19 protein-coding genes are annotated in these 23,378 nt (G+C 63.5%); 9 read left to right on the plus strand and 10 right to left on the minus strand.

The window, feature by feature from the left end; genetic code table 11:
* Positions 1 to 10 precede the first annotated feature (10 nt).
* The 3 genes from pheA to gyrA are packed head-to-tail and all read right to left on the minus strand — an operon-like array spanning position 11 to position 4,751.
* Positions 11 to 1,102, minus strand: a complete 1,092-nt coding sequence (gene pheA / locus GHK24_RS01075; RefSeq protein ID WP_153467658.1) for a prephenate dehydratase — start codon at positions 1,100 to 1,102, stop codon at positions 11 to 13.
* Entirely contained in the window at positions 1,099 to 2,196 is a 1,098-nt protein-coding gene (gene serC, locus GHK24_RS01080) for a 3-phosphoserine/phosphohydroxythreonine transaminase (RefSeq protein WP_153467661.1), read from the minus strand. Before serC ends, pheA begins: the two co-directional genes overlap by 4 nt.
* A gap of 5 nt (positions 2,197 to 2,201) precedes the next feature.
* Entirely contained in the window at positions 2,202 to 4,751 is a 2,550-nt protein-coding gene (gene gyrA / locus GHK24_RS01085) for a DNA gyrase subunit A (RefSeq protein ID WP_153467664.1), read from the minus strand.
* Between the two features lie 214 nt (positions 4,752 to 4,965).
* Here gyrA and ppk1 point away from each other — a divergent pair, with 214 nt between their 5' ends.
* Positions 4,966 to 7,092, plus strand: a complete 2,127-nt coding sequence (gene ppk1 / locus GHK24_RS01090; protein ID WP_153467667.1) for a polyphosphate kinase 1 — start codon at positions 4,966 to 4,968, stop codon at positions 7,090 to 7,092.
* Positions 7,093 to 7,152: 60 nt separating this feature from the next.
* Here ppk1 and GHK24_RS01095 read toward each other — a convergent pair whose 3' ends face one another.
* A complete protein-coding gene (locus GHK24_RS01095; protein ID WP_153467670.1) occupies positions 7,153 to 9,381 on the minus strand; it encodes a RelA/SpoT family protein in 2,229 nt (742 codons plus the stop codon).
* 96 nt (positions 9,382 to 9,477) lie between these two features.
* Between GHK24_RS01095 and GHK24_RS01100 the strand changes: the two genes are divergently transcribed.
* From GHK24_RS01100 to GHK24_RS01125, 6 genes are all read left to right on the plus strand, one after another.
* Complete coding sequence (locus GHK24_RS01100; protein WP_153467673.1) at positions 9,478 to 10,392, plus strand: DMT family transporter; 915 nt, start codon at positions 9,478 to 9,480, stop codon at positions 10,390 to 10,392.
* Positions 10,389 to 11,180 (plus strand): M90 family metallopeptidase, encoded by a 792-nt coding sequence (locus GHK24_RS01105; protein ID WP_340666067.1) that lies wholly within the window; start codon positions 10,389 to 10,391, stop codon positions 11,178 to 11,180. The genes GHK24_RS01100 and GHK24_RS01105 overlap by 4 nt, the downstream gene beginning before the upstream one ends.
* 293 nt (positions 11,181 to 11,473) lie before the next feature.
* Positions 11,474 to 12,040: an alkyl hydroperoxide reductase subunit C gene (gene ahpC / locus GHK24_RS01110; protein WP_153467676.1), complete on the plus strand. Its 567-nt coding sequence runs from the start codon at positions 11,474 to 11,476 to the stop codon at positions 12,038 to 12,040.
* A 147-nt stretch (positions 12,041 to 12,187) separates the two neighbouring features.
* The gene (ahpF, locus tag GHK24_RS01115; protein WP_153467678.1) at positions 12,188 to 13,750 is read left to right on the plus strand and encodes an alkyl hydroperoxide reductase subunit F; all 1,563 of its coding nucleotides are present in this window, start codon (positions 12,188 to 12,190) and stop codon (positions 13,748 to 13,750) included.
* A gap of 71 nt (positions 13,751 to 13,821) precedes the next feature.
* A complete protein-coding gene (locus tag GHK24_RS01120) occupies positions 13,822 to 14,271 on the plus strand; it encodes a PACE efflux transporter (RefSeq protein WP_167680631.1) in 450 nt (149 codons plus the stop codon).
* Positions 14,272 to 14,326: 55 nt separating this feature from the next.
* Positions 14,327 to 15,670: a cation:proton antiporter gene (locus tag GHK24_RS01125; RefSeq protein WP_153467680.1), complete on the plus strand. Its 1,344-nt coding sequence runs from the start codon at positions 14,327 to 14,329 to the stop codon at positions 15,668 to 15,670.
* Here the strand turns inward: GHK24_RS01125 and GHK24_RS01130 are convergent.
* Positions 15,651 to 16,574, minus strand: a complete 924-nt coding sequence (locus tag GHK24_RS01130; RefSeq protein WP_153467683.1) for a LysR family transcriptional regulator — start codon at positions 16,572 to 16,574, stop codon at positions 15,651 to 15,653. The two genes, GHK24_RS01125 and GHK24_RS01130, sit on opposite strands and share 20 nt — an antisense overlap.
* A 108-nt stretch (positions 16,575 to 16,682) precedes the next feature.
* Between GHK24_RS01130 and GHK24_RS01135 the strand changes: the two genes are divergently transcribed.
* Together GHK24_RS01135 and GHK24_RS01140 are read left to right on the plus strand one after the other, a co-directional pair.
* The gene (locus GHK24_RS01135) at positions 16,683 to 17,570 is read left to right on the plus strand and encodes an MBL fold metallo-hydrolase (protein WP_153467686.1); all 888 of its coding nucleotides are present in this window, start codon (positions 16,683 to 16,685) and stop codon (positions 17,568 to 17,570) included.
* On the plus strand, positions 17,567 to 18,337 hold the full coding sequence (locus GHK24_RS01140; protein WP_228384472.1) for a DsbA family protein: 771 nt from the start codon (positions 17,567 to 17,569) through the stop codon (positions 18,335 to 18,337). The genes GHK24_RS01135 and GHK24_RS01140 overlap by 4 nt, the downstream gene beginning before the upstream one ends.
* 155 nt (positions 18,338 to 18,492) lie before the next feature.
* On the opposite strand, the gene GHK24_RS01145 is transcribed toward GHK24_RS01140, so the two are convergent.
* From GHK24_RS01145 to GHK24_RS01165, 5 genes are all read right to left on the minus strand, one after another.
* The gene (locus GHK24_RS01145; protein ID WP_153467689.1) at positions 18,493 to 19,269 is read right to left on the minus strand and encodes a hypothetical protein; all 777 of its coding nucleotides are present in this window, start codon (positions 19,267 to 19,269) and stop codon (positions 18,493 to 18,495) included.
* Positions 19,270 to 19,295: 26 nt separating this feature from the next.
* On the minus strand, positions 19,296 to 20,861 hold the full coding sequence (gene guaA, locus GHK24_RS01150) for a glutamine-hydrolyzing GMP synthase (RefSeq protein ID WP_153467692.1): 1,566 nt from the start codon (positions 20,859 to 20,861) through the stop codon (positions 19,296 to 19,298).
* Positions 20,862 to 20,995: 134 nt separating this feature from the next.
* The gene (gene guaB / locus GHK24_RS01155) at positions 20,996 to 22,456 is read right to left on the minus strand and encodes an IMP dehydrogenase (protein WP_153467695.1); all 1,461 of its coding nucleotides are present in this window, start codon (positions 22,454 to 22,456) and stop codon (positions 20,996 to 20,998) included.
* A gap of 114 nt (positions 22,457 to 22,570) precedes the next feature.
* Positions 22,571 to 22,885 (minus strand): RnfH family protein, encoded by a 315-nt coding sequence (locus tag GHK24_RS01160; protein WP_153467698.1) that lies wholly within the window; start codon positions 22,883 to 22,885, stop codon positions 22,571 to 22,573.
* A complete protein-coding gene (locus tag GHK24_RS01165; protein WP_153467701.1) occupies positions 22,863 to 23,321 on the minus strand; it encodes a type II toxin-antitoxin system RatA family toxin in 459 nt (152 codons plus the stop codon). The genes GHK24_RS01160 and GHK24_RS01165 overlap by 23 nt, the downstream gene beginning before the upstream one ends.
* Positions 23,322 to 23,378: the final 57 nt, after the last annotated feature.

Here is a 23,378-nt window from a genome sequence, read left to right on the forward strand (position 1 = left end):
GAGAACGTCGTCAGAAGACGGCAACAGGATAGGAGCCGAGCGTCTTGAGGTAGGCGGCACGACGGGCCAGTTCGTCGAGCGCCACCCGCACCGCAGGATCGTCGCGATGGCCCTCGATATCGACGAAAAACACGTATTCCCAGAGCGTATGGCGAGCCGGTCGGGATTCCAGACGCGTCATCGACACCCCGGCATCAGTGAACGGCGCGAGCAGATAGCCGAGCGCTCCCGTGCGATTGGGCGCCGACATGACGAGCGAGGTCTTGTCGCGCCCCGACGGTCCGGCGTCGTGGCGCCCCAACACGACGAAGCGCGTCGTATTGTTCGGTTCGTCCTCGATGCTGACGGCGAGCTTCGGCAGACCGTACCGTTCGGCCGCCGCATCGCCGGCGATGGCGGCCGCTTCCGGATCGGCGGCTGCCTGCTGCGCCGCCTGCGCGTTGCTGCCGACAGGAATGCGCTGCGCGTCGGGCAAGGCACGGTTGAGCCATTCATGGCACTGCGCCAGCGACTGTGCGTGCGAATAGACACGCTTGATGCCGGTAAGCGACGGCGCGGTCGACAGCAGATGCTGATGGATGCGCAACACCACTTCGCCGCAGATTTTCAGGGGCGTCGTCAGGAGCAGATCGAGCGTGCGACCGATGGCACCTTCGGTAGAGTTCTCGATCGGCACAACGGCGAAATTGGCATGCCCGGCTTCGACCTCGCGGAAAACATCGTCGATGGACATCTGCGGCAGGAGACGCGCGGCGTGGCCGAAATGCCGCACCGCCGCACTCTCCGAAAACGTCCCCAGCGGCCCGAGAAACGCCACCGACAGCGGCTGCTCCAGCGACAGGCACAGCGACATGACCTGGCGGAACAGCCAGGTGACGTTATCGTTCGGCAGCGGGCCCGGGTTGAGTTCCTGCAGGCGGCGCAGGATCTGCGCTTCCCGTTCGGCGCGATAGACAAAGCCGGCATCGCCATGCTGCGACTTGATTTCGCCGACGTGCTGCGCGCAACGCGCACGACGATTCAGGAGTGCGAGCAGATCGGCGTCGATACTGTCGATCTCGTCGCGCACTTGCGACAGGGCTTTTTGCAGCGCGTCGCTCATCCGCGCCGCCGTGCGAAATCGTCCATGAACTCGACCAGCGCACTCACGCCCGCCAAAGGCATGGCGTTATAGATCGAAGCGCGCATGCCGCCGAAGGACTTATGCCCTTTCAGGCCAAACAAGCCGGCCGCCTCACTCTCGGCGAGGAAACTCGCATTGAGGTTTTCATCGGCGAGACGGAAAGGCACGTTCATCTGCGAACGACACGCCGGCTGTACCGGGTTGCGATAGAAGCCTGCACTGCGGTCGATGCAGGCATACAGCGCCGAAGCCTTGTCGGCATTGATGCGGGCAATGGCGCTCAAACCGCCCAATTCCTGGAGCCAGCGGAAGACCAGTCCGGCGACGTAGATGGCGAAAGTCGGCGGGGTATTGAGCATGGAGCCGTTGACGGCTTCGACGGCGTAGTTCTGCAGCCCCGGCACCTGCGGCGCCGCGTGCCCCGTCAGATCGTCGCGCACCAGCACCAGCGTCAGCCCCGCCGGACCGATGTTCTTTTGCGCGCCGCCATAAATCAGCCCGAAGCGCGAAACGTCAAAGGGGCGCGACAAGAGATGCGAACTCATGTCGGCGACGAGCGGTGCGGCGGTCGGCAGTACGACGTCGGCCGGAAATTCGACGCCGTGGATCGTCTCATTGGTGCACAGATGAACGTAGGCGGCATCGGCAGAGAAATCGTACTCGGCGGCCTCCGGCAGACGCGAGAAAGCATCCGCCTCGGTGGACGCAGCACAGCGCACACGACCGAGACGCTGCGCCTCGGTCAGCGCCTTTTTCGACCACGTGCCGGTGACGACGTAATCGGCAGCACGGCCATCCGACGCGCCATCCAGCAGGTTCAGCGGAATTTGCGAAAACTGCTGCGTCGCGCCGCCTTGCAGGAAGAGGACACGGTAGTTGGCGGGAACGCCGAGCAGCGCGCGCAGGTCGGCTTCCGCCGTCTCGATGATGCCGGTGAAGGCCTTGCCGCGATGGCTCATCTCCATCACGCCCATGCCGGTACCGTGCCAGTCGAGCAGTTCGTCGCGAACCTGCTCAAGCACCGGTTCCGGCAGTACGGCCGGGCCGGCGCTGAAGTTCCATACGCGCGCCATCGTCATTACTCCTCGCCGTCGTCGCTTTCGACGACTTTTTCCAGACCGGCGAGCTTCTCGCCGGCATCCAGCGCGATCAGCGTGACGCCCTGGGTGGCGCGTCCGAGTTCGCGAATTTCACTGACGCGGGTGCGAATCAGCACGCCACCGGTCGTGATCAGCATGATCTCGTCTTCGTCCTGCACCAGGCGGGCTGCCACCACCTTGCCGTTGCGCGCGCTGGAAGCAATGGCGATCACGCCTTGCGTGCCGCGACCGGAGTGGCGGAAGTCCGCCAGCAGCGTGCGCTTGCCGAAGCCGTTTTCCGTGGCGACCAGCACCGTCTGCTGATCGTTCTCGGCCACCAGCAGCGACAGGACTTGCTGCTTCAACGCCAGTTTCATGCCACGCACACCGCGCGCGGTACGGCCCATCGGACGGACGTCTTCTTCGTCAAACCACACCGCCTTGCCGGCGTCGGAGACGAGAACAATATCATTCTCGCCATGCGTGATCTCGGCGCCAATCAGGAAATCGCCTTCGTCGAGCGCCACCGCGATGATGCCCGCCTTGCGCGGGTTGGAGAAGTCAGAGAGCGGCGTCTTCTTCACCACGCCACCGGCAGTGGCCATGAAAATGAAGCGGTCGTCGGTGAATTCCTTGACAGGCAGGATGGCATTGATCTTTTCGCCTTCTTCCAGCGGGAAGAGATTGACGATCGGCTTGCCGCGGCTGGTTCGCCCGCCCTGCGGCGCTTCGTAAACCTTGAGCCAGTAGACGCGACCACGGTTCGAGAAGCAGAGGATGAAATCGTGCGTGTTGGCGACGAACAGGTGATCGACGAAATCGTCTTCCTTGACCGAGGCCGCCTGTTTGCCGCGGCCGCCGCGCCGTTGTGCGCGGTAGTCGGCGAGCGGCTGCGACTTGATGTAGCCGGAATGCGAGAGCGTCACCACCATGTCTTGCGGCGTGATGAAGTCCTCGATGCCGAGATCCTGCGTATGCGTGACGATCTCGGAGCGGCGGCGGTCACCGAACTGGGCGCGGATCGCGTTGAGTTCCTCGCCGATGATTTCGGTGATGCGCTCCGGACGCGCCAGGATATCGAGCAGATCGGCAATCTTGATCAGCAATTCGCCGAAGTCGGCCACGATCTTGTCGCGCTCCAGACCCGTCAGGCGCTGCAGACGCAACTCAAGGATTGCCTGTGCCTGCGCCTCGGAGAGCAAGTAGCCGTTCTTCGACAGGCCATATTCGAGGCCGAGACCTTCGGGTCGCGTCGCGTCGAGCGCCGCGCGAGCGAGCATCTCGGCGACAGTCGGCGAGTTCCACAGCTTGCCCATCAGGCCGCGACGCGCGTCCGCTGGCGTCGGCGACGCCTTGATCAGGGCGATGATCTCGTCGACGTTGTCGAGCGCGACGGCGAGCCCCTCCTGGATGTGCGCACGTTCGCGCGCCTTTCTCAGTTCAAAGACCGTGCGCCGCGTGATGACCTCGCGCCGATGCGAGAGGAAGCAATCGAGCAATTGCTTGAGGTTGAGCAGGCGCGGCTGGCCGTCGACCAGCGCCACCATGTTCATGCCGAAGGTGTCCTGCAGCTGTGTCTGCTTGTACAGGCAGTTGAGAACGACCTCGGGGACTTCGTTGCGCTTGAGTTCGATGACGACGCGCATGCCGGACTTGTCCGACTCGTCGCGCAGATCGGAAATGCCCTCGATCTTTTTGTCATTGACGAGCTCGGCGATCTTCTCGATCAGGGACTTCTTGTTCACCTGATACGGCAGCTCGTCGATGATGATCGCCTGCCGGTCGGCGCTGCCCTTGATCGGCTCGAAGTGCGTCTTGCCGCGCATGACAACGCGGCCGCGGCCGGTGTGGTAACCCTCACGCACACCGCCGACGCCATAGATGATGCCCGCCGTCGGAAAGTCCGGCGCCGGAATGATGTCGATCAGCTCATCGATGCTCATGTGCGGGTTACGCAGGAGCGCCAGACAGCCGTCGATCACCTCGTTGAGGTTGTGCGGCGGGATGTTCGTCGCCATGCCGACGGCGATGCCGGACGAGCCGTTGATCAGGAGATTCGGAATGCGCGACGGCAGGATCAGCGGCTCCTGCTCGGAACCGTCGTAGTTCGGCCCGAAGTCGACGGTTTCCTTGTCGATATCGGCGAGCAACTCATGACCGATGCGCGCCATACGCACTTCGGTGTACCGCATGGCCGCCGCGTTATCGCCGTCGACCGAACCGAAGTTACCCTGCCCATCCACCAGCATGTAGCGCAGCGAAAAATCCTGTGCCATACGCACGATGGTGTCATAGACCGCCGTATCGCCGTGCGGGTGGTATTTACCGATGACATCGCCGACGACACGGGCCGATTTCTTGTAGGCCTTGTTCCAGTCGTTGGAAAGCTCGTGCATCGCGAACAGAACGCGCCGGTGTACCGGCTTCAACCCGTCGCGCGCGTCGGGCAGCGCACGACCGACGATGACGCTCATCGCGTAGTCGAGATACGAACGACGCATTTCGTCTTCAAGACTGACGGGCAAAGTTTCCTTGGCGAATGATTCCATCTTCTATCCGGTGAGTGCCGGGCCACGGCAGGCTGCCATCCGACCCGGTAAAGCCTTGAATTCTACCATGCCAGACCACCCCGATCAGCCCCCGCCGCGCAGCGCGACCGCCGTTGCGGCAGCCTGGCCGCCATAAAGACTGAAACATCGCGGTAACATGTTCGCAACATAATGTCCGCTTGCCTCGTCGGGCCAATACTGCTCCAATCCCCACATGCTCACACCCACGTTCGCCGAACAGCACCCCACCTTGCAATCGCCCGCCCACTTCCCCCCGGAAAACTATCTCAACCGGGAACTCGGTTTGCTGGCATTCAACCGGCGCGTGCTGGCACAAGCGCAAAACGCCCGCAGCCCCTTGCTCGAACGTCTGCGCTTCCTCTGCATCGTCAGCAGCAACCTCGACGAATTCTTCGAAATTCGCGTCGCCGGCATCAAGGAACAACTGAAACTCGGCTCCTCGGCCATCACCACCGACGGCATGAGCGCAAAGGAAGTTTTCCTGCGCGTCAGCGCCGAAGCACGCACCCTCATCGAAGCCCAGTACGCGCTTTTCAATCACGAAATATTGCCTCGCCTCGACGCCGAAGGCATCCGCTTCCTGCGCCGTGCCGACTGGACGGAAGCGCAGCGCGAGTGGATCCGCGGCTTTTTTTTCCGCGAGGTAATGCCGGTACTGACGCCGATCGGCCTCGACCCCTCGCATCCTTTCCCGCGCGTTCTCAACAAGAGCCTCAACTTCGCCATCGAACTGGAAGGCAAGGACGCCTTCGGCCGCAGCTCAGGCGCCGCCATCGTGCAGGCGCCGCGCGTCCTGCCGCGGGTCATCCGCCTGCCGGGCGAGTTGTGCGACTGCGAGTACGCGTTTGTCTTCCTGTCCTCGGTGCTGCACGAGTTCGTCGGCGAACTCTTCGCCGGCATGAACGTGCTCGGCTGCTATCAATTCCGCGTCACGCGCAACAGCGACCTTTTCGTCGACGAAGAAGAGGTGAAAAACCTGCGCACCAAGATTCAGGGCGAACTGCCGCAGCGTCACTTCGGCGACGCCGTGCGCCTCGAAGTCGCCGACAACTGCTCGCCGGCGATGACCGAGTTCCTGATGGCGCAATTCAACCTGACGACGCACGATCTTTACCGCGTCGCGGGGCCGGTCAACCTCGTCCGCCTGATGCAGGTGCCGGACTGGGTGCAGCGCGACGATCTCAAGTTCCCGCCCTTCCATCCGGGCAAGCCGAAAGCCCTGCACAAGGGGCTGAGCATCTTCGCCAGCATCCGTGCCGGCGACATCCTGCTGCACCACCCGTACCAGAGCTTCGCGCCCGTCATCGAACTGCTCGACCAGGCCGCGACCGACCCAAAAGTCGTGGCGATCAAGATGACCGTCTACCGCACTGGTACCGACTCGGTACTAATGCAATCGCTCCTGCGCGCCGCCCAGAATGGCAAGGAAGTCACCGTCGTCGTCGAGCTGATGGCACGTTTCGACGAGGAAGCGAACATCGGCTGGGCAACGAAGCTCGAAGAAGTCGGCGCGCATGTCGTTTACGGCGTCGTCGGCTACAAGACGCACGCCAAGATGCTGATGATCGTCCGCCGTGAAGAAAGCCCCGCCGGCAACGGCGGCAGCATCCTCCGCCGCTACGTGCATCTGGGCACCGGCAACTACCACCCGCGCACGGCACGCCTCTATACCGACTTCGGTCTGCTGACCGCCAACGAAGAGATCGGCAGCGACGTAAACGAAGTCTTCAAACAGCTCACCGGTCTGGGCTACGCGCAGTCGCTGCATCACCTCTGGCAAGCGCCGTTTACGCTGCAACCGAACATTCTCGCTGCCATTCGTAGCGAAACGGCGGTGGCGGCACGTGGGCAAAAGAGCCGCATCATCGCCAAGATGAATTCACTGCTGGAACCGGAAACGATTGCCGCGCTTTACGAAGCCTCGCAAGCCGGCGTCAAGATAGACCTCATCGTGCGCGGCGTCTGCGCCCTGCGGCCGGGCGTCCCGGGGCTGTCGGAAAACATCCGGGTGCGCTCGATCATCGGCCGTTTTCTTGAGCACCACCGAGTTTTCTACTTCTATGCCGACGGCGCCGAGCGGGTCTATCTCTCCTCCGCCGACTGGATGGATCGCAACTTCTTCCGGCGCATCGAACTGGCGTTCCCGATTCTCGACCGCAAGCTCAAGCGCCGCGTCATCGTCGAGGGGCTACAGACCTACCTCGCCGACAATCAGGAAGCCTGGGAAATGAATGGCGAAGGTCATTACCATGCGCGCCGTGCCTCCCGCGCCAAACCGCGCGCCGCACAACGCGAGCTGATCGAGTTGCTGCACCACTAAGCCCACGGCCAGCATCCCGCGACACAGCGGGATGCGCCGGAACGTCAGGTTTCTCGCGGGCTAGGCGCGGCGGGCGCCGACAACGCCCGGCACGTCGCGAATCAGCGACAAGGTGCGCTTGAGCTGCGGCAGATCGCCAATCTCGACGGTGAAGCCCATGCGTGCCGCGCCCTGCTTCGACAGGGTATTGACCGCCGTGACATTGAGCTTTTCGCGCGAAAAGACTTCGGAAACATCGCGTAGCAAGCCCTGACGGTCCTGCGCGTCGACCACGACGTCGACCGCAAACACCCCGCCACCACCGCCGCCCCAGGCCGTCTCAATGACACGCTCGGGATTCCGCGTCTGCATATTGGCAAAATTCGAGCAGTCGGCGCGGTGGATCGAGACCCCCTTGCCGCGCGTCACGAAGCCGACGATAGCGTCCGGCGGCGCCGGCTTGCAGCAGCCTGCCAGTTGCGTCATGAGCTTGTCGACACCGACGATGAGGACGCCGGAATCGCCTTCCTTGACCTTTGATTTGCGCACCGGCGCGACCATATCCGGCGCGGCTTCCGCCGGTGCTTCGCCGCCACGGGCGGCAACCTGCAAGGCACGCGGCCCGACCTCGCCACGCGCGAAGGCAATCAGCAACTCGTCGCTACCCGCCAGCCCCAGGCGACCGCTGATCTCATCAAGATTGGCGTTGCTCAAACCGATGCGCTGCAGTTCGCGCATGACGAGCGTCCGCCCCTCGGCGAGCGACTCTTCCAAAGCCAGACTGGCGAACCACTGCCGCGCCTTGGCCCGCGCCCGCGAGGTGGTGAGATAGCCAAGCGCCGGGTTGAGCCAGTCGCGCGACGGCCCGCCCTGTTTCGCCGAGACGATCTCGACGCGCTGCCCGGTTTCGAGCGGCGTGTTGAGAGTGACCAAGGCGCCGTTGACGCGCGCGCCACGGCAGCGATGCCCGAGATCGGTATGCAGACGATAGGCAAAGTCGACCGGCGTTGCGCCACGCGGCAAGGCCACGACACGTCCTTGCGGCGTCAGCACGTAGATCGACTCGTCAAGCTCGGCCTGCTTGTAGCGACGCTGCCAGTCGGCGGAATCGGCCACCTCGTCTTTCCACAGCAGCAGCTGCCGCAGCAGGGCGATCTTCTCGTCGTAATCCTCGGCATTCGGCGCTTTGCTGCCTTCCTTGTAACGCCAGTGCGCGGCCACGCCCAGCTCGGCGTGGCGGTGCATATCGCGCGTGCGAATCTGCACTTCGAGACTGCGCCCGTCCGGGCAGCGCACGGCTGTATGCAACGAGCGGTAGTAATTGCCCTTGGGATGCGAGATGTAGTCGTCGAATTCCTTGGAAATCGGCGTCCAGAGGTTGTGCACGATGCCAAGGACGCTGTAGCAATCACGCACCTCGTCGACGATGACGCGCAGGGCGCGCACGTCGTAGACCTCGGAGAAATCGACGCCCTTTTTGCGCATCTTGTTCCAGATGCTGTAGATGTGCTTCGGACGCCCGTAAATTTCGGCATCCGGCACACCGACCGCCGCCAGCTCGCTGCGCAGACGCGCGATGGCGTCGGTGATGAACTGCTCACGCTCGATACGCTTCTCGTCCAGCTGGCGGGCAATCGTCTTGTAAATGTCAGGGTGCAGGAAGCGGAACGAGAGATCCTCGAGTTCCCACTTGACCTCCCAGACGCCCAGCCGATTCGCCAGGGGCGAGTACAACTCCAGCGTCTCGCGCGCCACCTGCTCGCGCAGATCGTCGGGGTACGCCGCGTAAAAACGCAGGGTTTGCGTGCGCGAAGCCAAACGCAGAAGGACGACGCGAATGTCTTCGACCATCGCCAGCAGCATCTTGCGCAGCACTTCGATCTGCGCTTTTGCTTCCTGCGGATTGTCGCCGGCTTCGTCGAGAAAACCACGGGCAATGGGCCGCAGGCGGTTGAGCCGGCTGACACCCTCCACCAACTGCGCGACCGGACCTCCACAACGCGCCTCGATCAGTTCGCGGGCCGCGCTCTCATCGCCATTGCGGACGAGACAACCGGGCGCAGCAAACAGCAGGGCTGCGGCGCGCGAATCCGCATCGAGACGCAAGCCGGCAACGATCAGTGCCATACCGAGCGCATGAGGCCAAACGCCCTCGCCGGTACCCAGCTTGGCGTCTCCATAGCATTCGCGGGCAAAAACAAACGCCTCACGCAAACGCGCCGCATCGTCAGCATTGAGGGCGACGGCGAGCGTAGCGAAGGACTCTTCGGGATCGGCCTGCGCGGAGACCGAGTGAACGACGGAAACCATGGCGCCGATTATCGCCCATCCGGGGGATGAAGGGGAGCCTTGCCGTACGCAAGCTGCATTGATCAGTGATAATGCCGCCTTTAGCGAGACACGCCCATGCTCGAACGCTTCGCCCACCCGTACCTGCTGCTTGTCCTGACGACGCTCTTCTGGTCGGGCAACATGGTGGTCGGCCGCGCCATCCGCGACGACGTACCGCCTCTGTCGCTCGCCTTCTGGCGCTGGACGATTGCCTTCCTGCTGACGCTGCCGCTCGCGCTGCCCTACCTCAAAACCCAGTGGCCGGCGCTACGCCGGGGCTGGAAGTCGGTACTGGGCCTGGGGCTACTGGGCGTCGGCGGCTACAACACGCTGGCGTACATCGCCTTGCAATACACCGCAGCGACCAACGCCGTCCTGCTCAATTCCTTCATCCCCATCGCCACCATCGCCCTGTCGTGGATTTTCCTCGGCAAGCGCCTGCACCGAATCGAGTGGCTGGGCGTACTGCTCTCCTTTGTCGGCGTGACGACCATCGTCTGCCACGGCGACCCGGCGACGCTGGCGACGCTGTCGCTCAACATCGGCGACCTCTGGATGCTGGTCGCCGTGCTAACTTGGGCGCTCTATACCATCGGCCTGCAATGGCGGCCGACGGGCGTGCATCCGATGCTGATGCTGGCGGCGATGACGGCGGTCGGACTCCTCGCCTTAGCACCGGCTTATGCCTGGGAAGTCGCACAAGGGCGGCATATCCACCTGAATGCGGCGGCCTTTGCCGGCATTGCCTACACCGGACTGTTGCCGGGATTTCTCGGCTACGTTTTTTACAACCGCGCGGTCGCCGATGTCGGCGCCAGCAAGGCGAGTCTCTTCATTCATCTGATGCCTGTCTTCGGCACACTGCTTTCCGCCGTCTTTCTCGGCGAGATTCCACAGCATTACCACTACGTCGGCATTGTCCTGATCTTCGGCGGCATCTACCTGACGACGGCGGCGCTGCCATCGCTCAAGAAACCGCGCGCACCGTGATCCGACGCCTGCTTGGCCGAGCCATCGGCACACTTTTCGGGCGCAGCGAACCTGCGCCGATTGCCGAAGCGCTCTGGCAGGAGACGCTCGCCAGCCTGCCTTTTCTGGCGGCGCTCGACGCCGACGAGCAGCAACGACTGCGCGCCCTCTGCGAAGCCTTTCTGGGCGAAAAGGAATTCACCGCCGTCGGCGAATTGCCGTTGACCGACGCCCTCTGCGTCTCGATTGCCGCGCAGGGATGCCTGCCGATTCTCAATCTCGGGCTGGAGCGCTATCGCGGCTGGGTCGGCATCGTCGTCTACGCCGACGAGTTCGTCATTCCGCGCAGCATCGAGGACGAATTCGGCGTCGTGCACGAGTACGACGAGATCGCCTCCGGGGAAGCCTGGGAGGGCGGGCCACTTCTGGTCTCGTGGCGCGACGCGCAGATGGCGGGCAGCGGCTACAACGTCGTCATCCACGAGTTTGCGCATAAACTCGACATGCAGAACGGCCCGGCCGACGGCGTGCCGCTCTTGCCGCCAACGCTGGCGCGCGATGACTGGGAAGCGACCCTATTGGCCGCCTGGGAAAATTTCGCAGCCAAGGTCGACGCCGCAGACGAGCGCGGCGAAGACACCGCACTCGACCCGTATGCGGCCGAAAGCCCCGCCGAGTTTTTCGCGGTGATGAGCGAGGCCTTTTTCGAAACACCGTGGCTATTGCAGGAGCGCTTCCCCGAGCTTTACGCGCGCTTCGTGGCCTTTTACCGGCAAGACCCGGGGCGTCGCCCATCGCCAGGCGCCTGAAAGCAGGAACGGCAGACGAGCGACAAAGAAGTCGGCGAAAGACGCCACCAAGTGCGTCTTTACGTTGTCATAGCCGGGCGCGAAGATGGCGCAAGAGCGTCGCGCATGAGGCTCTGGCAGCAACGAGACAACGGCGCGTATCTCGGCGCAGCAGCCATAAAATAGCTTCGCGCTATCGCATCGATCAAATCAATCGATTGGAACACGATCGCCAGCCTCAGTAGGATTCAACCCGTGGCAGATGCCCAAGCAATACACATCACTCTTTTCACACGACCCCAGGAGCCAACACCATGTCATCGCTGATCAATACCGAAGTCCAGCCGTTTACCGCCGATGCTTTCCACGCAGGCAAGTTCGTCAAGGTTTCCGACGCTGACCTGAAGGGCAAGTGGTCGGTCGTCTTCTTCTACCCCGCCGACTTCACCTTCGTCTGCCCGACCGAACTGGGCGACCTCGCTGACAACTACGCCGAATTCAAGAAGCTCGGTGTTGAAATCTACGCCGTGTCGACCGACACGCACTTCACGCACAAGGCCTGGCACGACAGCTCGGAAACCATCGGCAAGATTCAGTACGTGATGGTCGGCGACCCGACGGGCCGGATCAGCCGCAACTTCGGCGTGCTGATCGAAGAAGCCGGCCTCGCGGATCGCGGCACTTTCGTCATCGATCCGGAAGGCAAGATCCAGATCATCGAAATCAACGCCGGAGGTATTGGCCGCGACGCGTCGGAACTGCTGCGCAAGGTCAAAGCCGCGCAATACGTCGCCACCCACCCGGGTGAGGTCTGCCCGGCCAAGTGGAAAGAAGGCGACGCCACCCTCGCTCCGTCGCTCGACCTCGTCGGCAAGATCTAAGGCGAAGCGATAAGCTCTCCACGCCGGCCCCTGGCCGGCGACGCCCGGATGGCACTCGCGCCGTCCGGGCCGCAGCGAAAAGATGCGCGCCCTGCCGTGCGAGCGGTTTTTCACTGCGATCCGATTCAAATTCAAGGGGACAGAAGCATGCTCGACGCCACCATCAAAACTCAGTTGCAAGCCTATCTGACGCGCCTCGTTCAACCGATCGAACTCGTCGCCTCGCTCGATGACAGCGCCAAAGGCGCGGAAATGCGCGCGCTCCTCGACGACATCGCCGCGCTGTCTGACAAGGTCAGCGTGCGCAGCGATGGCAAGGCCGCCCGCCGCCCGTCGTTCGGCATCGCCGCAGCGGGCCAGACGCCGCGCATCCACTTTGCCGGCATCCCGATGGGGCATGAATTCACCTCGCTGGTGCTCGCGCTGTTGCAGAGCGGCGGCCATCCGCCGAAGCTCGACGCCGATCTCATCGCGCAGATCAAGGGCCTGAGCGGCAGCTTCCGCTTCGAGACCTTCATCTCGCTCTCCTGTCACAACTGTCCGGACGTCGTGCAGGCGCTCAACACCATGGCCGTACTCAACCCGGCCTTCGAAGCGACGATGATCGACGGCGGCATGTTCCAGAAAGAAGTCGAAGAGCGTCAGATCATGGGCGTTCCGGCGGTCTATCTGAACGGCGAACTGTTCGGTCAGGGGCGCATGAGCGCCGAAGAAATCCTCGCCAAGCTCGACACCGGCGCCGCCGCCCGCGACGCGGCGAAGATAAGCGAAAAGGACGCCTTCGACGTGCTCGTCGTCGGCGGTGGTCCGGCCGGCGCAGCGGCAGCGATCTACGCGGCGCGCAAAGGCATCCGCACCGGCGTCGTCGCCGAACGTTTCGGCGGCCAGGTGCTCGACACACTGGGCATCGAGAACTTCATTTCGGTGAAGGAAACCGAAGGCCCGAAGCTCGCCATGGCGCTCGAGCAGCATGTGCGCGAATACCCGGTCGACATCATCAACCTGCAGCGCGCCGAAGCCCTGCGGCCGGCCGCCAACGGCCCGCTGACTGAAGTGCAGCTCGCCAGTGGCGCCAGCCTGCGCGCCAAAACCGTGATCCTCGCCACCGGCGCGCGCTGGCGCGAAATGAACGTTCCCGGCGAAGCCGAGTACCGCACCAAGGGCGTCGCCTACTGCCCGCACTGCGACGGCCCGCTCTTCAAGGGCAAGCGCGTGGCCGTGATCGGCGGCGGCAACTCGGGCGTCGAGGCGGCGATCGACCTGGCGGGCATCGTCGCGCACGTCACGCTGATCGAGTTCATGGACGAGTTGCGCGCCGACGCCGTCTTGCAGAACAAGCTCTTCAGCCTGCCCAATGTCACGGTAATCAAGGGCGCGCAAACCACCGAGGTCACCGGCGACGGCCAGAAGGTCAACGCGCTGCTGTACAAGGACCGCGCCAGCGGCGAAGCACACCGCCTCGAGCTCGAAGGCATCTTCGTACAGATCGGCCTGCTGCCGAACACCGACTGGCTCAAGGGCACGCTTGATCTGTCGCGGCATGGCGAGATCGTCATCGACGCCAAAGGCCAGACTTCGCTGCCCGGCGTTTTCGCCGCCGGCGACTGCACGACGGTGCCTTACAAGCAGATCATCATCGCCATGGGCGAAGGGGCGAAAGCCAGCCTCTCGGCCTTCGATCACCTGATCCGTAGCTCAGCCCCGGTATAATCGGCGCCCCTCCCTCCCCCGCACACGGCACACCGGCGCCTTGCCGGTGTGCCGTGTGCGCTTCGGATACCGTGTCGAAAAAACCCTCCCTGCGCTCCTGGCGCGACCGCCTGCGGCAGATCGTCCTCTTTGAAGTCGGCGGTCTGCTACTGATTACGCCGCCCTTCACCTGGGCCAGCGGCGTGCCACTGCACGAATCGATCGGCCTTCTGGCCGTGCTGGCGGTCATCGCCTCCATCTGGAACGGCGCCTACAACACCGGCTTCGACTGGATCGAAGGTCGCCTCACGGGCCGCACGGCCGACCGTCGCCCGCTCCCGCTACGCGCGCTGCACGCCATCGGCTTTGAAGGGGGCCTGCTGCTGATGACGCTGCCCGTCATCGTCTGGTGGGTCAGCATGGACTGGCTAGAAGCACTCGTCGCCGACCTCGGCCTGGCCGTCGCCTACACGCTCTACGCGCTGCTATTCAATATCGCCTACGACCGCCTCTTCCCCATCGACACCCGCGAAGCCCCGTAAGCCGGAACGGCCGCGCGCTTTTATACTCGCCCCACCGACGACCTGAAGGATGCCGATGACGCCGCGTTTTCTCCCCTGCGCACTGCTCGCCTTACCCCTCACTGCCCTGGCGGCGGGAAGCGACGTGGTGGGCGAAAACCTGCTCTGGCTGGCCATCATCCTGATGGCGGCGCGACTCTTCGCCCCGCTGGCCAGCCGCGTCGGTTTTCCGGCCGTGCTCGGCGAACTGCTGCTCGGCGTGCTGCTCGGCAACCTCGCCTTGCTTGGGCTGAACTATTTCGAGAGCGTCCGCGCCGATCCGATCATCGCTTTCATCGCCGAACTCGGCGTCATCGTGCTGCTGCTACAGATCGGCCTTGAGACGCGGCTGAAGGATCTCGTTGCTGTCGGCGGACAGGCCTTTCTGGTCGGCTGCGTCGGCATCGCTGCGCCTTTCCTGCTCGGCGCCTTCCTCGTCGGACCGTTGCTGCTGCCGGGCAAGGAAACCAATACCTATCTCTTTTTGGGCGCCACCCTCGCCGCTACCTCCGTTGGCATCACCGGACGCGTATTCCGCGATCTGGGCAAGCTATCGACGCCGGCGGCGCGCATCGTGCTCGGCGCGGCCGTGATCGATGACGTTCTCGGGCTGGTGATTCTCGCGGTCGTCTCAAGCCTCGTGCAGGCGGGCAGCGTCAGCCTCGGCGAGGTCGCCGGCATCGTTGCCAAGGCGGTGATCTTCCTCGGCGGCAGCATCTGGCTCGGCCGCCTGATCGCGCCACATTCGAGTCGCTGGCTGGCGCGTGTCGACGCCAGCCACTCGATGCTCTTCGCACAGGTGCTGGCGACAGGATTGGCGCTGGCCTGGCTTGCCCACGCCATCGGGCTGGCACCGATCATCGGCGCTTTTGCCGCCGGCCTGCTCTTCGAGCCGCTGTTTCTCAAGGATTTCGAGCGGCCAGCCATCGTCCGCGAAATCGAACCCCTGCTCCCCGACGATCACGGGCATCTCGCTGCCCGGCTGCGGCCGATCCTGCTGCGTCACGCCGGGCATCAGCACGAACACATGATCGAGCCGATCGGCTACTTCTTCGTACCGGTGTTTTTCGTACTGACCGGCATGCAGGTCGACCTGCGCACCCTCGCCGATCCGGCGCTCGTCGCCGTCGCCCTCGGCATGACGGCTGCCGCCATCGTCGGCAAGCTGGTGGCGGGCCTCTTCGCCCGTCAGGCGGGCGGCTGGATCGTCGGCTGGGGAATGGTGCCGCGCGGCGAGGTCGGGCTGATTTTTGCCATGGTCGGCAAGCAGCTTGGCGTCATCTCCGAAAACCTCTTCTCGATCATCGTCATCATGGTCATCCTGACCACGCTGGTGACGCCGCCGGTACTGACCTGGCTGCTCAAGCGCCAGAAGGACTGACCGTGCCGGCCGGCGCCAGACCTTCCTGCACGAACCAGTCGACCAGAAAATCGAGCAGCGTCCGCACACTTGCCGGCTGGTGCGCGCGCGAGGCATAGACCGCGAAAATTCCCAGCGCCAGCGGTCGATATTCGGGCAGCAGGGCAATCAGGCGGCCGTCAGCGATGAAAGGTGCCGCCGAAAACACCGGCTGCATGGCGATCCCCGCCCCCGCAAGCGCCGCCTGTAGCAGGACGACCGACTCATTAGCGCTGAGGTTGCCACTCACCGGCACATTGCGCGGCTCGCCGCCGTACTCGAACTGCCAGAGGCTTTTGCCAAAGTACGAATACGTCAGGCAGTTGTGCGCGGCGAGGTCGTCCACCGTGAGCGGCACGGCGTGCGCGTCGAGGTAGGCGGGCGAGGCACACAGCACCGACGGGCAGGCGCCAAGAGGCCGGGCGATCAGATTGGGATCGAGCTGGTGAGTGATGCGGATGGCGAGATCGATGCGCTCGTCGATCAAGTGGACCGCCTGATTGCCGATCTGCAAATCGACGCTGACCCGCGGATGGCGGCGCAAATACTCCGCCAGGGCATGCGCCAGCGTTGCCTGCGCCAGTGATTGCGAGCAGGCGATGCGCACGATGCCATGCGGCGCGTCATTGCCGGCGTCGGCGTTCACCGGCATCTGCTCGGCAACCTCCAGCAAGCGGCGGCAGCGTTGCAGCGTTTCTTCACCGGCCGCCGTCAGGCTCAGCGAGCGCGTCGTGCGATGCAGCAGGCGCGCCCCGACCCAAGCCTCCATCTGCGCCAGATAGCGCGTCACCATCGCCCGCGACATCGCCAGTGAATCGGCTGCCGCGATCAGGCTGCGACGTTCATTGATGGTGACAAAGACGCGGGCGGCGATCAGGCGGTCCATTATTCGTCCGATACATGAAACAAACTGGTGACCAAAACGCGGTTTTTCGTTCGCTCCATGCAATCTATGCTTCGCCTCGTCATCACGTCAAGCCAAAGGACAGCCACCATGATTCGTCATTCACTACTCTCCAGCCTTGCCGCCCTTAGCCTTCTGAGCCCCCAGGCAAACGTCGCCAACGCCGCCACGCCCTTGCGCGTCGAGGTCTACAACCCCGGCGAACGCTCGCTCTTTCCCGTTGCCTCCGAGATCGTCATGGGCGAACGCGAGGCGATTCTGATCGACGCCCAGTTCCAGAAAAACGACGCCGAAGCGCTGGTCAGCAAAATTCAGGCAAGCGGCCGGCAGCTGAAAACGATCTATATCAGTCAGAGTGACCCCGATTACTACTTCGGTCTCGACGTCATTCACGCCGCCTTCCCGGAAGCGAAAATCGTCGCAACGGCGCCGACCGTCGCTGCGATCAAGGCAAGCATGCAGGGCAAGCTCGCGCACTGGGGGCCGATCCTGAAGGAAAACGCGCCGAGCCAGCTCATCGTTCCAGAGGTGCTGGCAAGCGAACACCTCACGCTGGAAGGCCGCTACCTCGACATCAAGGGGCTGCACGGAGCCGCACCCGCGCGCAGCTACGTGTGGATTCCCTCGCTCAAAACGGTCGTCGGCGGCGTCGTCATCGCCAGCGGCATTCATGTCTGGATGGCCGATACGCAAAGCGTCGCCTCGCGGCAAGCCTGGCAAAAGACGCTGCGCGAAATCGAGGCGCTCAAACCCGCCGCCATCGTCCCCGGCCATTTCCTCGGCGAAGCACCAGCCGGCAACGCGGCGCTCCGCTTCACTGCACGTTACCTGCGCGACTTCGACGCCGCAGCAACGCGTGCGGCGGATGCCCCGGCGCTGATCGCCGCCATGCAAAAAGCCTACCCCGATCTCGGCGAAGCCGCATCGCTCGAACTGAGCGCCAAGGTCATCAAGGGAGAAATGACGTGGCCGCAATGAATACCGTCGCCGCAGCCCCGATGAGCCGTCACGACGCCACCCTGCACTATCTCTACGACCCGCTCTGCGGCTGGTGTTACGGTAGCGCACCGCTGATCGCCGCCGCCGAGAAGGTCGCCGGGCTGAAGGTGCAGTTTCACAGCGGCGGCATGATGAGCGGCATTCATCGCCGGCCAATCGACGCCTACTGGCGCGACTACGTCATGCCGCACGACCGCCGTATCGCCGAACTGAGCGGCCAGCCCTTCAGCGACGCCTACTACGACGGTCTGTTGCGCGACACGAGCGTGATACTCGATTCCGCCCCGCCGACGACGGCGGCGCTTGCCGCCGAAGCGATGAGCGGACGGGGGTTGCCGATGATTCACCGCTTGCAGCGAGCGCACTACGTCGACGCGCGCCGCATCGCCGACAGCGCCGTGCTGGAGGAAATTGCCGGCGAGCTGGGCCTCGACGTCGCCACCTTCCGCCGCCACTACGCGCAGCTGGCGGGGACGGCGACGACACAGCACTTCGCGGCGACGCAGCAACGATTGGCGGCGGCCGGCGGTCAAGGCTTTCCGACGCTCATTCTGGAATTCGCCAACGGCCAGTCACAGCGTCTGGAAGTCGGCCGCTGGCTGGGGCAGGCTGCGGCCTGGGCGAAAGAGCTCGCGCGCCGGCTCGCCGCCTCCGGGGCGAACGAGGAGCGCGCGCCGGCCGGCCGCCGCGCCGCTGGCCCGCGAGCAGGCACGGCTCATTGCGACACGGACCACTGCGCGTTCTGAGTGGGTATAAGACTGACTCCACTCCGTGCGCTGAATATTCTGAGCGCTCTGAGAGAAGCAACCGGCATGCGTCAGTATGGGGCGACTTTATCCAAAAACACGAAGCACGCGCGCCCGCTCCACGGCAGGGAAGTCCGTTTTGTCAGGCAAGCCGCCTAGAAGCGCAGACCGACGGTAACGCGCGTCTGATCCTCGCCTGAAAAATTCACCTTCTGTTCGTGCGCCAGACGGACGAAGACCGACGCATAGTCGTAGGTAAGCGAGACGCCACGCCCCGCCACGCTTGCCTCATCAGGGGACGGACGTCCATGCTTGTCCGATACATCGACAGTCAGACGCTGGAGGTCGCTGACCTGGTAACGCCAGACGGCGTGCGTCACCACTTGTCCGGTATCGAGACGGTCGTCGCGCACGGCGTACAGGGAGATCGTCGAAGCGGGTACAAGACGCGTGCCGAAGCCATAGACGACGGAATCGTTGGGATCGAAATTGAGGTTGTAGTAGGCGCGCGTGTTGGTCCGCCCGAAGCCCAGCAGCGCAAAAACCTGCGTGCCGATCTCCGCGTTTACCGAGCCGCCGACGAAACCATGGCTGGCCACCTGCAGCGACGGCACAAGCTTTCCCGCCGCGCCGACGAGGGTGTACTCGTAGCCTGTTCGTGTTTGCTCAAAGCCACTGTCGCCGTCAGCCGAGCCGCCCTGACGGTAGTGCCCCAACCAGAACGCATGGGCGCCGTTCGTGGCACGCACGTTGACGTCGGTCGCCGCCGCCTGATGCGTCGTCGAATACCACGACGGCGTGAGTTTGAAAGCCCAATCCGCGTCGCCAATCTCCTCGCCACCGCCGGGCCGCGAAGGGTCCGCCAGCGCCGGCAAGGAGATGAGAAGTAGCGCGAGGAAAAACGCCGCGTGTGGCGGATGCTGGCTGGACATGCGTCAAGCGAAGAAAGGGACGGGGCTTATTCCCACTCGATCGTTGCCGGCGGCTTGCCCGAAATGTCGTACACAACCCGGTTGATGCCACGCACTTCGTTGATGATCCGGTTGGCGACCTTGCCGAGCAGGCTGTGCGGCAGCTCAGCCCAGCGCGCGGTCATGAAATCCTGAGTTTCGACGGCCCGCAGAGCGACAACGTATTCGTAGGTACGGCCATCGCCCATGACGCCAACGCTTTTCACCGGGAGGAAGACGGCGAAGGCCTGACTCGTCTTGTCGTACCAGTCGGCGGCACGCAGTTCGTCAATGAAGATGGCGTCCGCGCGGCGCAGCAGATCGGCGAACTCCTTCTTTACCTCGCCGAGAATGCGCACACCGAGGCCCGGACCAGGGAACGGATGGCGATAGACCATCTCGCGCGGCAGACCAAGCGCGACGCCCAACTCGCGCACTTCGTCCTTGAACAGCTCGCGCAGCGGCTCGAGGAGCGACAGCTTCAGGGTTTCCGGCAGGCCACCGACGTTGTGGTGGCTCTTGATCGTGTGCGCCTTCTTGGTCTTGCCACCCGCCGATTCGATCACATCGGGGTAGATCGTGCCCTGCGCCAGCCAGCGCGCCGCCGGCAGTTTCTGCGCCTCGGCCTGGAAAACCTCGACGAACTCCCGACCGATGATCTTGCGCTTCGCCTCCGGGTCGGCAACGCCCTGGAGATGCCCCATGAACTGCGCCGTCGCGTCGACGTGGATGACGCGCACGCCCAGATTGCGCGCAAACGTCTCCATCACCTGCTCGGCTTCGTTCAGGCGCAGCAGGCCGTTATCGACGAAAACGCAGGTGAGCTGGTCGCCGATGGCGCGGTGGATCAGCGCGGCGGCCACCGACGAATCGACACCGCCGGAAAGACCAAGGATCACCTCGTCGCTGCCCACCTGTTCGCGAATGCGGGCAACGGCCTCGTCAATGTAGCCGGGCATCGTCCAGTCGTTGCCACAGCCGCAAATGTCATGCACGAAACGGGCGAACATGTCGCGCCCCTTGATCGTGTGCGTCACTTCCGGGTGGAACTGCACGGCGTAGAAACCGCGCGCCTCATCGGCCATCGCCGCGATGGGCGTAGAGGCGTTGCCACCGATGACGCGAAATCCCGGCGGCAACTCGACCACCTTGTCGCCGTGGCTCATCCACACTTCCAGCTGCGGCTGGCCAGCGGCATCGACCGTATCGGCGAGATCGCGGAAGAGCTTGGTGTCGGTCGCAGGTACAAGTGTCGCGTAACCGAATTCGCGTTTCGCCGAGCCTTCGACCTTGCCCCCCAACTGCGCCGCCATCGTCTGCATGCCGTAGCAGATGCCGAGCACCGGCACGCCCAACTCGAACACCGCCTGCGGTGCCCGCCAATCCTCAGCCTCGTAGACCGAATTCGGGCCACCGGAAAGGATCACGCCGCTGGCGCCAAAGGCGCGGACGAAATCGTCACTGACGTCGAAGGGATGCAGTTCGCAATACACCTGCTGCTCGCGAACCCGGCGCGCGATCAGCTGGGTAACCTGAGAACCGAAATCGAGGATTAGAATCTTCTTGTGGGCCATGGGAGACTCGAAGGGTGGGCAAGACAAGCAAAACCGGTCGAACGCATGCGTGACCGACCGGCAGAAAACGACAGGCAAGAGGCCCGGAAGAACAAAGGGCGGCCACGAGGCCGCCCTGCCAAGACGCGTGTCGATTACTCGACGTGATAGTTCGGTGCTTCCTTGGTGATCTGCACGTCATGCACATGCGACTCACGCACGCCTGCGGCCGTAATCTCGACAAAGGCCGCCTGCTCGTGCATCTGCGCAATCGTCGCGCAACCGAGGTAGCCCATCGATGAGCGCAGACCACCCATCAGCTGATGCACCACGGCCAGCACCGAGCCCTTGTAGGGAACTCGGCCTTCGATACCTTCCGGCACCAGCTTGTCGACGTTCGCCGTCGTCTCCTGGAAGTAGCGATCCGCCGCGCCCGCCGCCATGGCGCCAATCGAACCCATGCCGCGATAAGATTTGTACGAACGCCCCTGAAAGAGCTCGACCTCGCCCGGCGCTTCTTCGGTGCCGGCGAACAAACCACCCAGCATCACCGCGTCGGCACCGGCCGCAATGGCCTTCGAAATATCGCCGGAGTAACGCACACCGCCGTCGGCGATCATCGGCACGCCCGTACCGCGCAGCGCGTCGGCAACGTTTTGAATCGCCGTGATCTGCGGCACACCGACGCCAGCAACAATACGCGTCGTACAGATCGACCCCGGGCCGATGCCGACCTTGACGCCGTCGGCGCCGTGATCGAGCAGCGCACGTGCCGCATCCGCCGTGGCGATGTTGCCACCCACCACTTCGACGTGCGGGAAATTCGTTTTGACCCAACGCACGCGGTCGAGGACGCCCTGCGAATGGCCGTGTGCCGTATCGACCACCAGCACATCCACGCCGGCTTCGGCGAGCAATTCGGCGCGCTCTTCCGTGCCGGCACCCACACCGATTGCAGCGCCGACGCGCAGACGACCGGAGGCATCCTTACTGGCGTTCGGGTGTTCCGTCGACTTGAGAATGTCCTTGACGGTGATCAGGCCGCGCAGATCGAAGTCGTCGTTAACCACGAGCACACGCTCAAGACGGTGCTTGTGAATGAGCGCCTGGCCTTCGGCCACCGACGCGCCTTCTTTCACCGTCACGAGACGCTCGCGCGGCGTCATGATGTTGGCGACCGGCTGATCGAGGTTGGTTTCGAAACGCAGGTCGCGGTTGGTCACGATACCGACGACACGCTTGCCATCGACGACCGGAACGCCGGAAATCTTGTGCTGGTGGGTCAACTCGAGCACTTCGCGCACCGTCATGGTCGGCGGCACGGTGATCGGGTCTTTCAGAACGCCAGACTCGAAACGCTTGACCTTGGAAACCTCGGCAGCCTGCACCTTCGGCCGCAGGTTTTTATGCACGATGCCGATACCGCCTTCCTGCGCCAGCGCGATGGCCAGACGGGATTCAGTAACGGTATCCATCGCTGCCGACACCAGCGGCAAATCGAGGGAAATATTGCGCGTGAAGCGGGTTCTGAGGCTGACGTCGCGGGGGAGGATTGCGGAATGGGCGGGGACGAGCAGTACGTCGTCGAACGTCAGCGCCTTCTGGATTAAACGCATGGGCTTTGATCCGAGGTCACAAAAACGCATTATACAGCAAGCTTTCTTGCCGTTGAATGACCATCCAAACGAGACGAAGGGGACACGGCGCCGAACGGCCCGGCGCCAACTCGCTCAGGCGATCTCGCCAACGCCTTTTTTCATGACCTTGCCTTCTGCCGCCCGCTGCTTGCGCATTTCCTTCGGGTCAGCGATGAGCGGGCGATAGATCTCGACACGATCGCGGTCGCGCAACACGGTCTCCGGACGGGAGAGTTTGGCAAAAATCCCTACCTTGTTTTTGGCAAGATCGATTTCCGGGTACTTGGCGAGCAGACCCGATTCCTCGATGGCCTGCCGCAACAGCGTGCCTTCGGGCAAATCGAGCACGACGGAGTCATGCCGCTGCGCGCAGGCGTAGATCACTTCAACGCGAATGGTTGCCGACATTCCCACTTCCATACACAACTTCGGCGCGCCTGACGAAGGCATCGACGAAGGTATTGATGATCTGGCTAAACACCGGACCGATGACTTTCTCGAACATCTTGCTGGAAAACTCGTAGGCGAGCTGAAACTCGACCTTGCACGCATCGTCGCCAAGCGCCTTGAAGCGCCACATGCCTTCGAGGCGACGAAAAGGGCCATCGACCAGCTTGATGTTCATCCAGAGCGGGATTTCCTTGTCGTTCTCGGTGGTGAAGTGCGACTTCACGCTCAGGTAATTGATGTGCAGCGTAGCGACGGTTTTCGTCTCATCGCGACGCTTCAACTCGGTGCGACTGCACCACGGCAGGAACGCCGGGTAATGCTCGACGCCGTCGACCAGATCGAACATCTGCTGTGCCGAACGCTCGATAAGGACGGATTTTTCAACCAACGCCATCTGCCGCCGCGCCTCCGGAGAATCAAGGGAATCCTGTAGAATCGCGGATTCTAGCGC

The organism is Rhodocyclus gracilis, assembly GCF_009617575.1.
Taxonomy (GTDB): Bacteria; Pseudomonadota; Gammaproteobacteria; order Burkholderiales; family Rhodocyclaceae; genus Rhodocyclus; species Rhodocyclus gracilis.

Bases quoted from the DNA above. Each gene is read 5' to 3' on its own strand.
- ahpF (WP_153467678.1), top strand. From the start codon at position 12,188: ATGCTCGACGCCACCATCAAAACTCAGTTGCAAGCCTATCTGACGCGC.
- GHK24_RS01130 (WP_153467683.1), bottom strand. From the start codon at position 16,574: ATGGACCGCCTGATCGCCGCCCGCGTCTTTGTCACCATCAATGAACGT.
- serC (WP_153467661.1), bottom strand. From the start codon at position 2,196: ATGGCGCGCGTATGGAACTTCAGCGCCGGCCCGGCCGTACTGCCGGAA.
- guaA (WP_153467692.1), bottom strand. From the start codon at position 20,861: ATGGCCCACAAGAAGATTCTAATCCTCGATTTCGGTTCTCAGGTTACC.
- GHK24_RS01135 (WP_153467686.1), top strand. From the start codon at position 16,683: ATGATTCGTCATTCACTACTCTCCAGCCTTGCCGCCCTTAGCCTTCTG.
- ppk1 (WP_153467667.1), top strand. From the start codon at position 4,966: ATGCTCACACCCACGTTCGCCGAACAGCACCCCACCTTGCAATCGCCC.
- GHK24_RS01140 (WP_228384472.1), top strand. From the start codon at position 17,567: ATGAATACCGTCGCCGCAGCCCCGATGAGCCGTCACGACGCCACCCTG.
- GHK24_RS01100 (WP_153467673.1), top strand. From the start codon at position 9,478: ATGCTCGAACGCTTCGCCCACCCGTACCTGCTGCTTGTCCTGACGACG.
- gyrA (WP_153467664.1), bottom strand. From the start codon at position 4,751: ATGGAATCATTCGCCAAGGAAACTTTGCCCGTCAGTCTTGAAGACGAA.
- GHK24_RS01160 (WP_153467698.1), bottom strand. From the start codon at position 22,885: ATGTCGGCAACCATTCGCGTTGAAGTGATCTACGCCTGCGCGCAGCGG.
- GHK24_RS01165 (WP_153467701.1), bottom strand. From the start codon at position 23,321: ATGGCGTTGGTTGAAAAATCCGTCCTTATCGAGCGTTCGGCACAGCAG.
- guaB (WP_153467695.1), bottom strand. From the start codon at position 22,456: ATGCGTTTAATCCAGAAGGCGCTGACGTTCGACGACGTACTGCTCGTC.
- GHK24_RS01095 (WP_153467670.1), bottom strand. From the start codon at position 9,381: ATGGTTTCCGTCGTTCACTCGGTCTCCGCGCAGGCCGATCCCGAAGAG.
- ahpC (WP_153467676.1), top strand. From the start codon at position 11,474: ATGTCATCGCTGATCAATACCGAAGTCCAGCCGTTTACCGCCGATGCT.
- GHK24_RS01145 (WP_153467689.1), bottom strand. From the start codon at position 19,269: ATGTCCAGCCAGCATCCGCCACACGCGGCGTTTTTCCTCGCGCTACTT.
- pheA (WP_153467658.1), bottom strand. From the start codon at position 1,102: ATGAGCGACGCGCTGCAAAAAGCCCTGTCGCAAGTGCGCGACGAGATC.
- GHK24_RS01125 (WP_153467680.1), top strand. From the start codon at position 14,327: ATGACGCCGCGTTTTCTCCCCTGCGCACTGCTCGCCTTACCCCTCACT.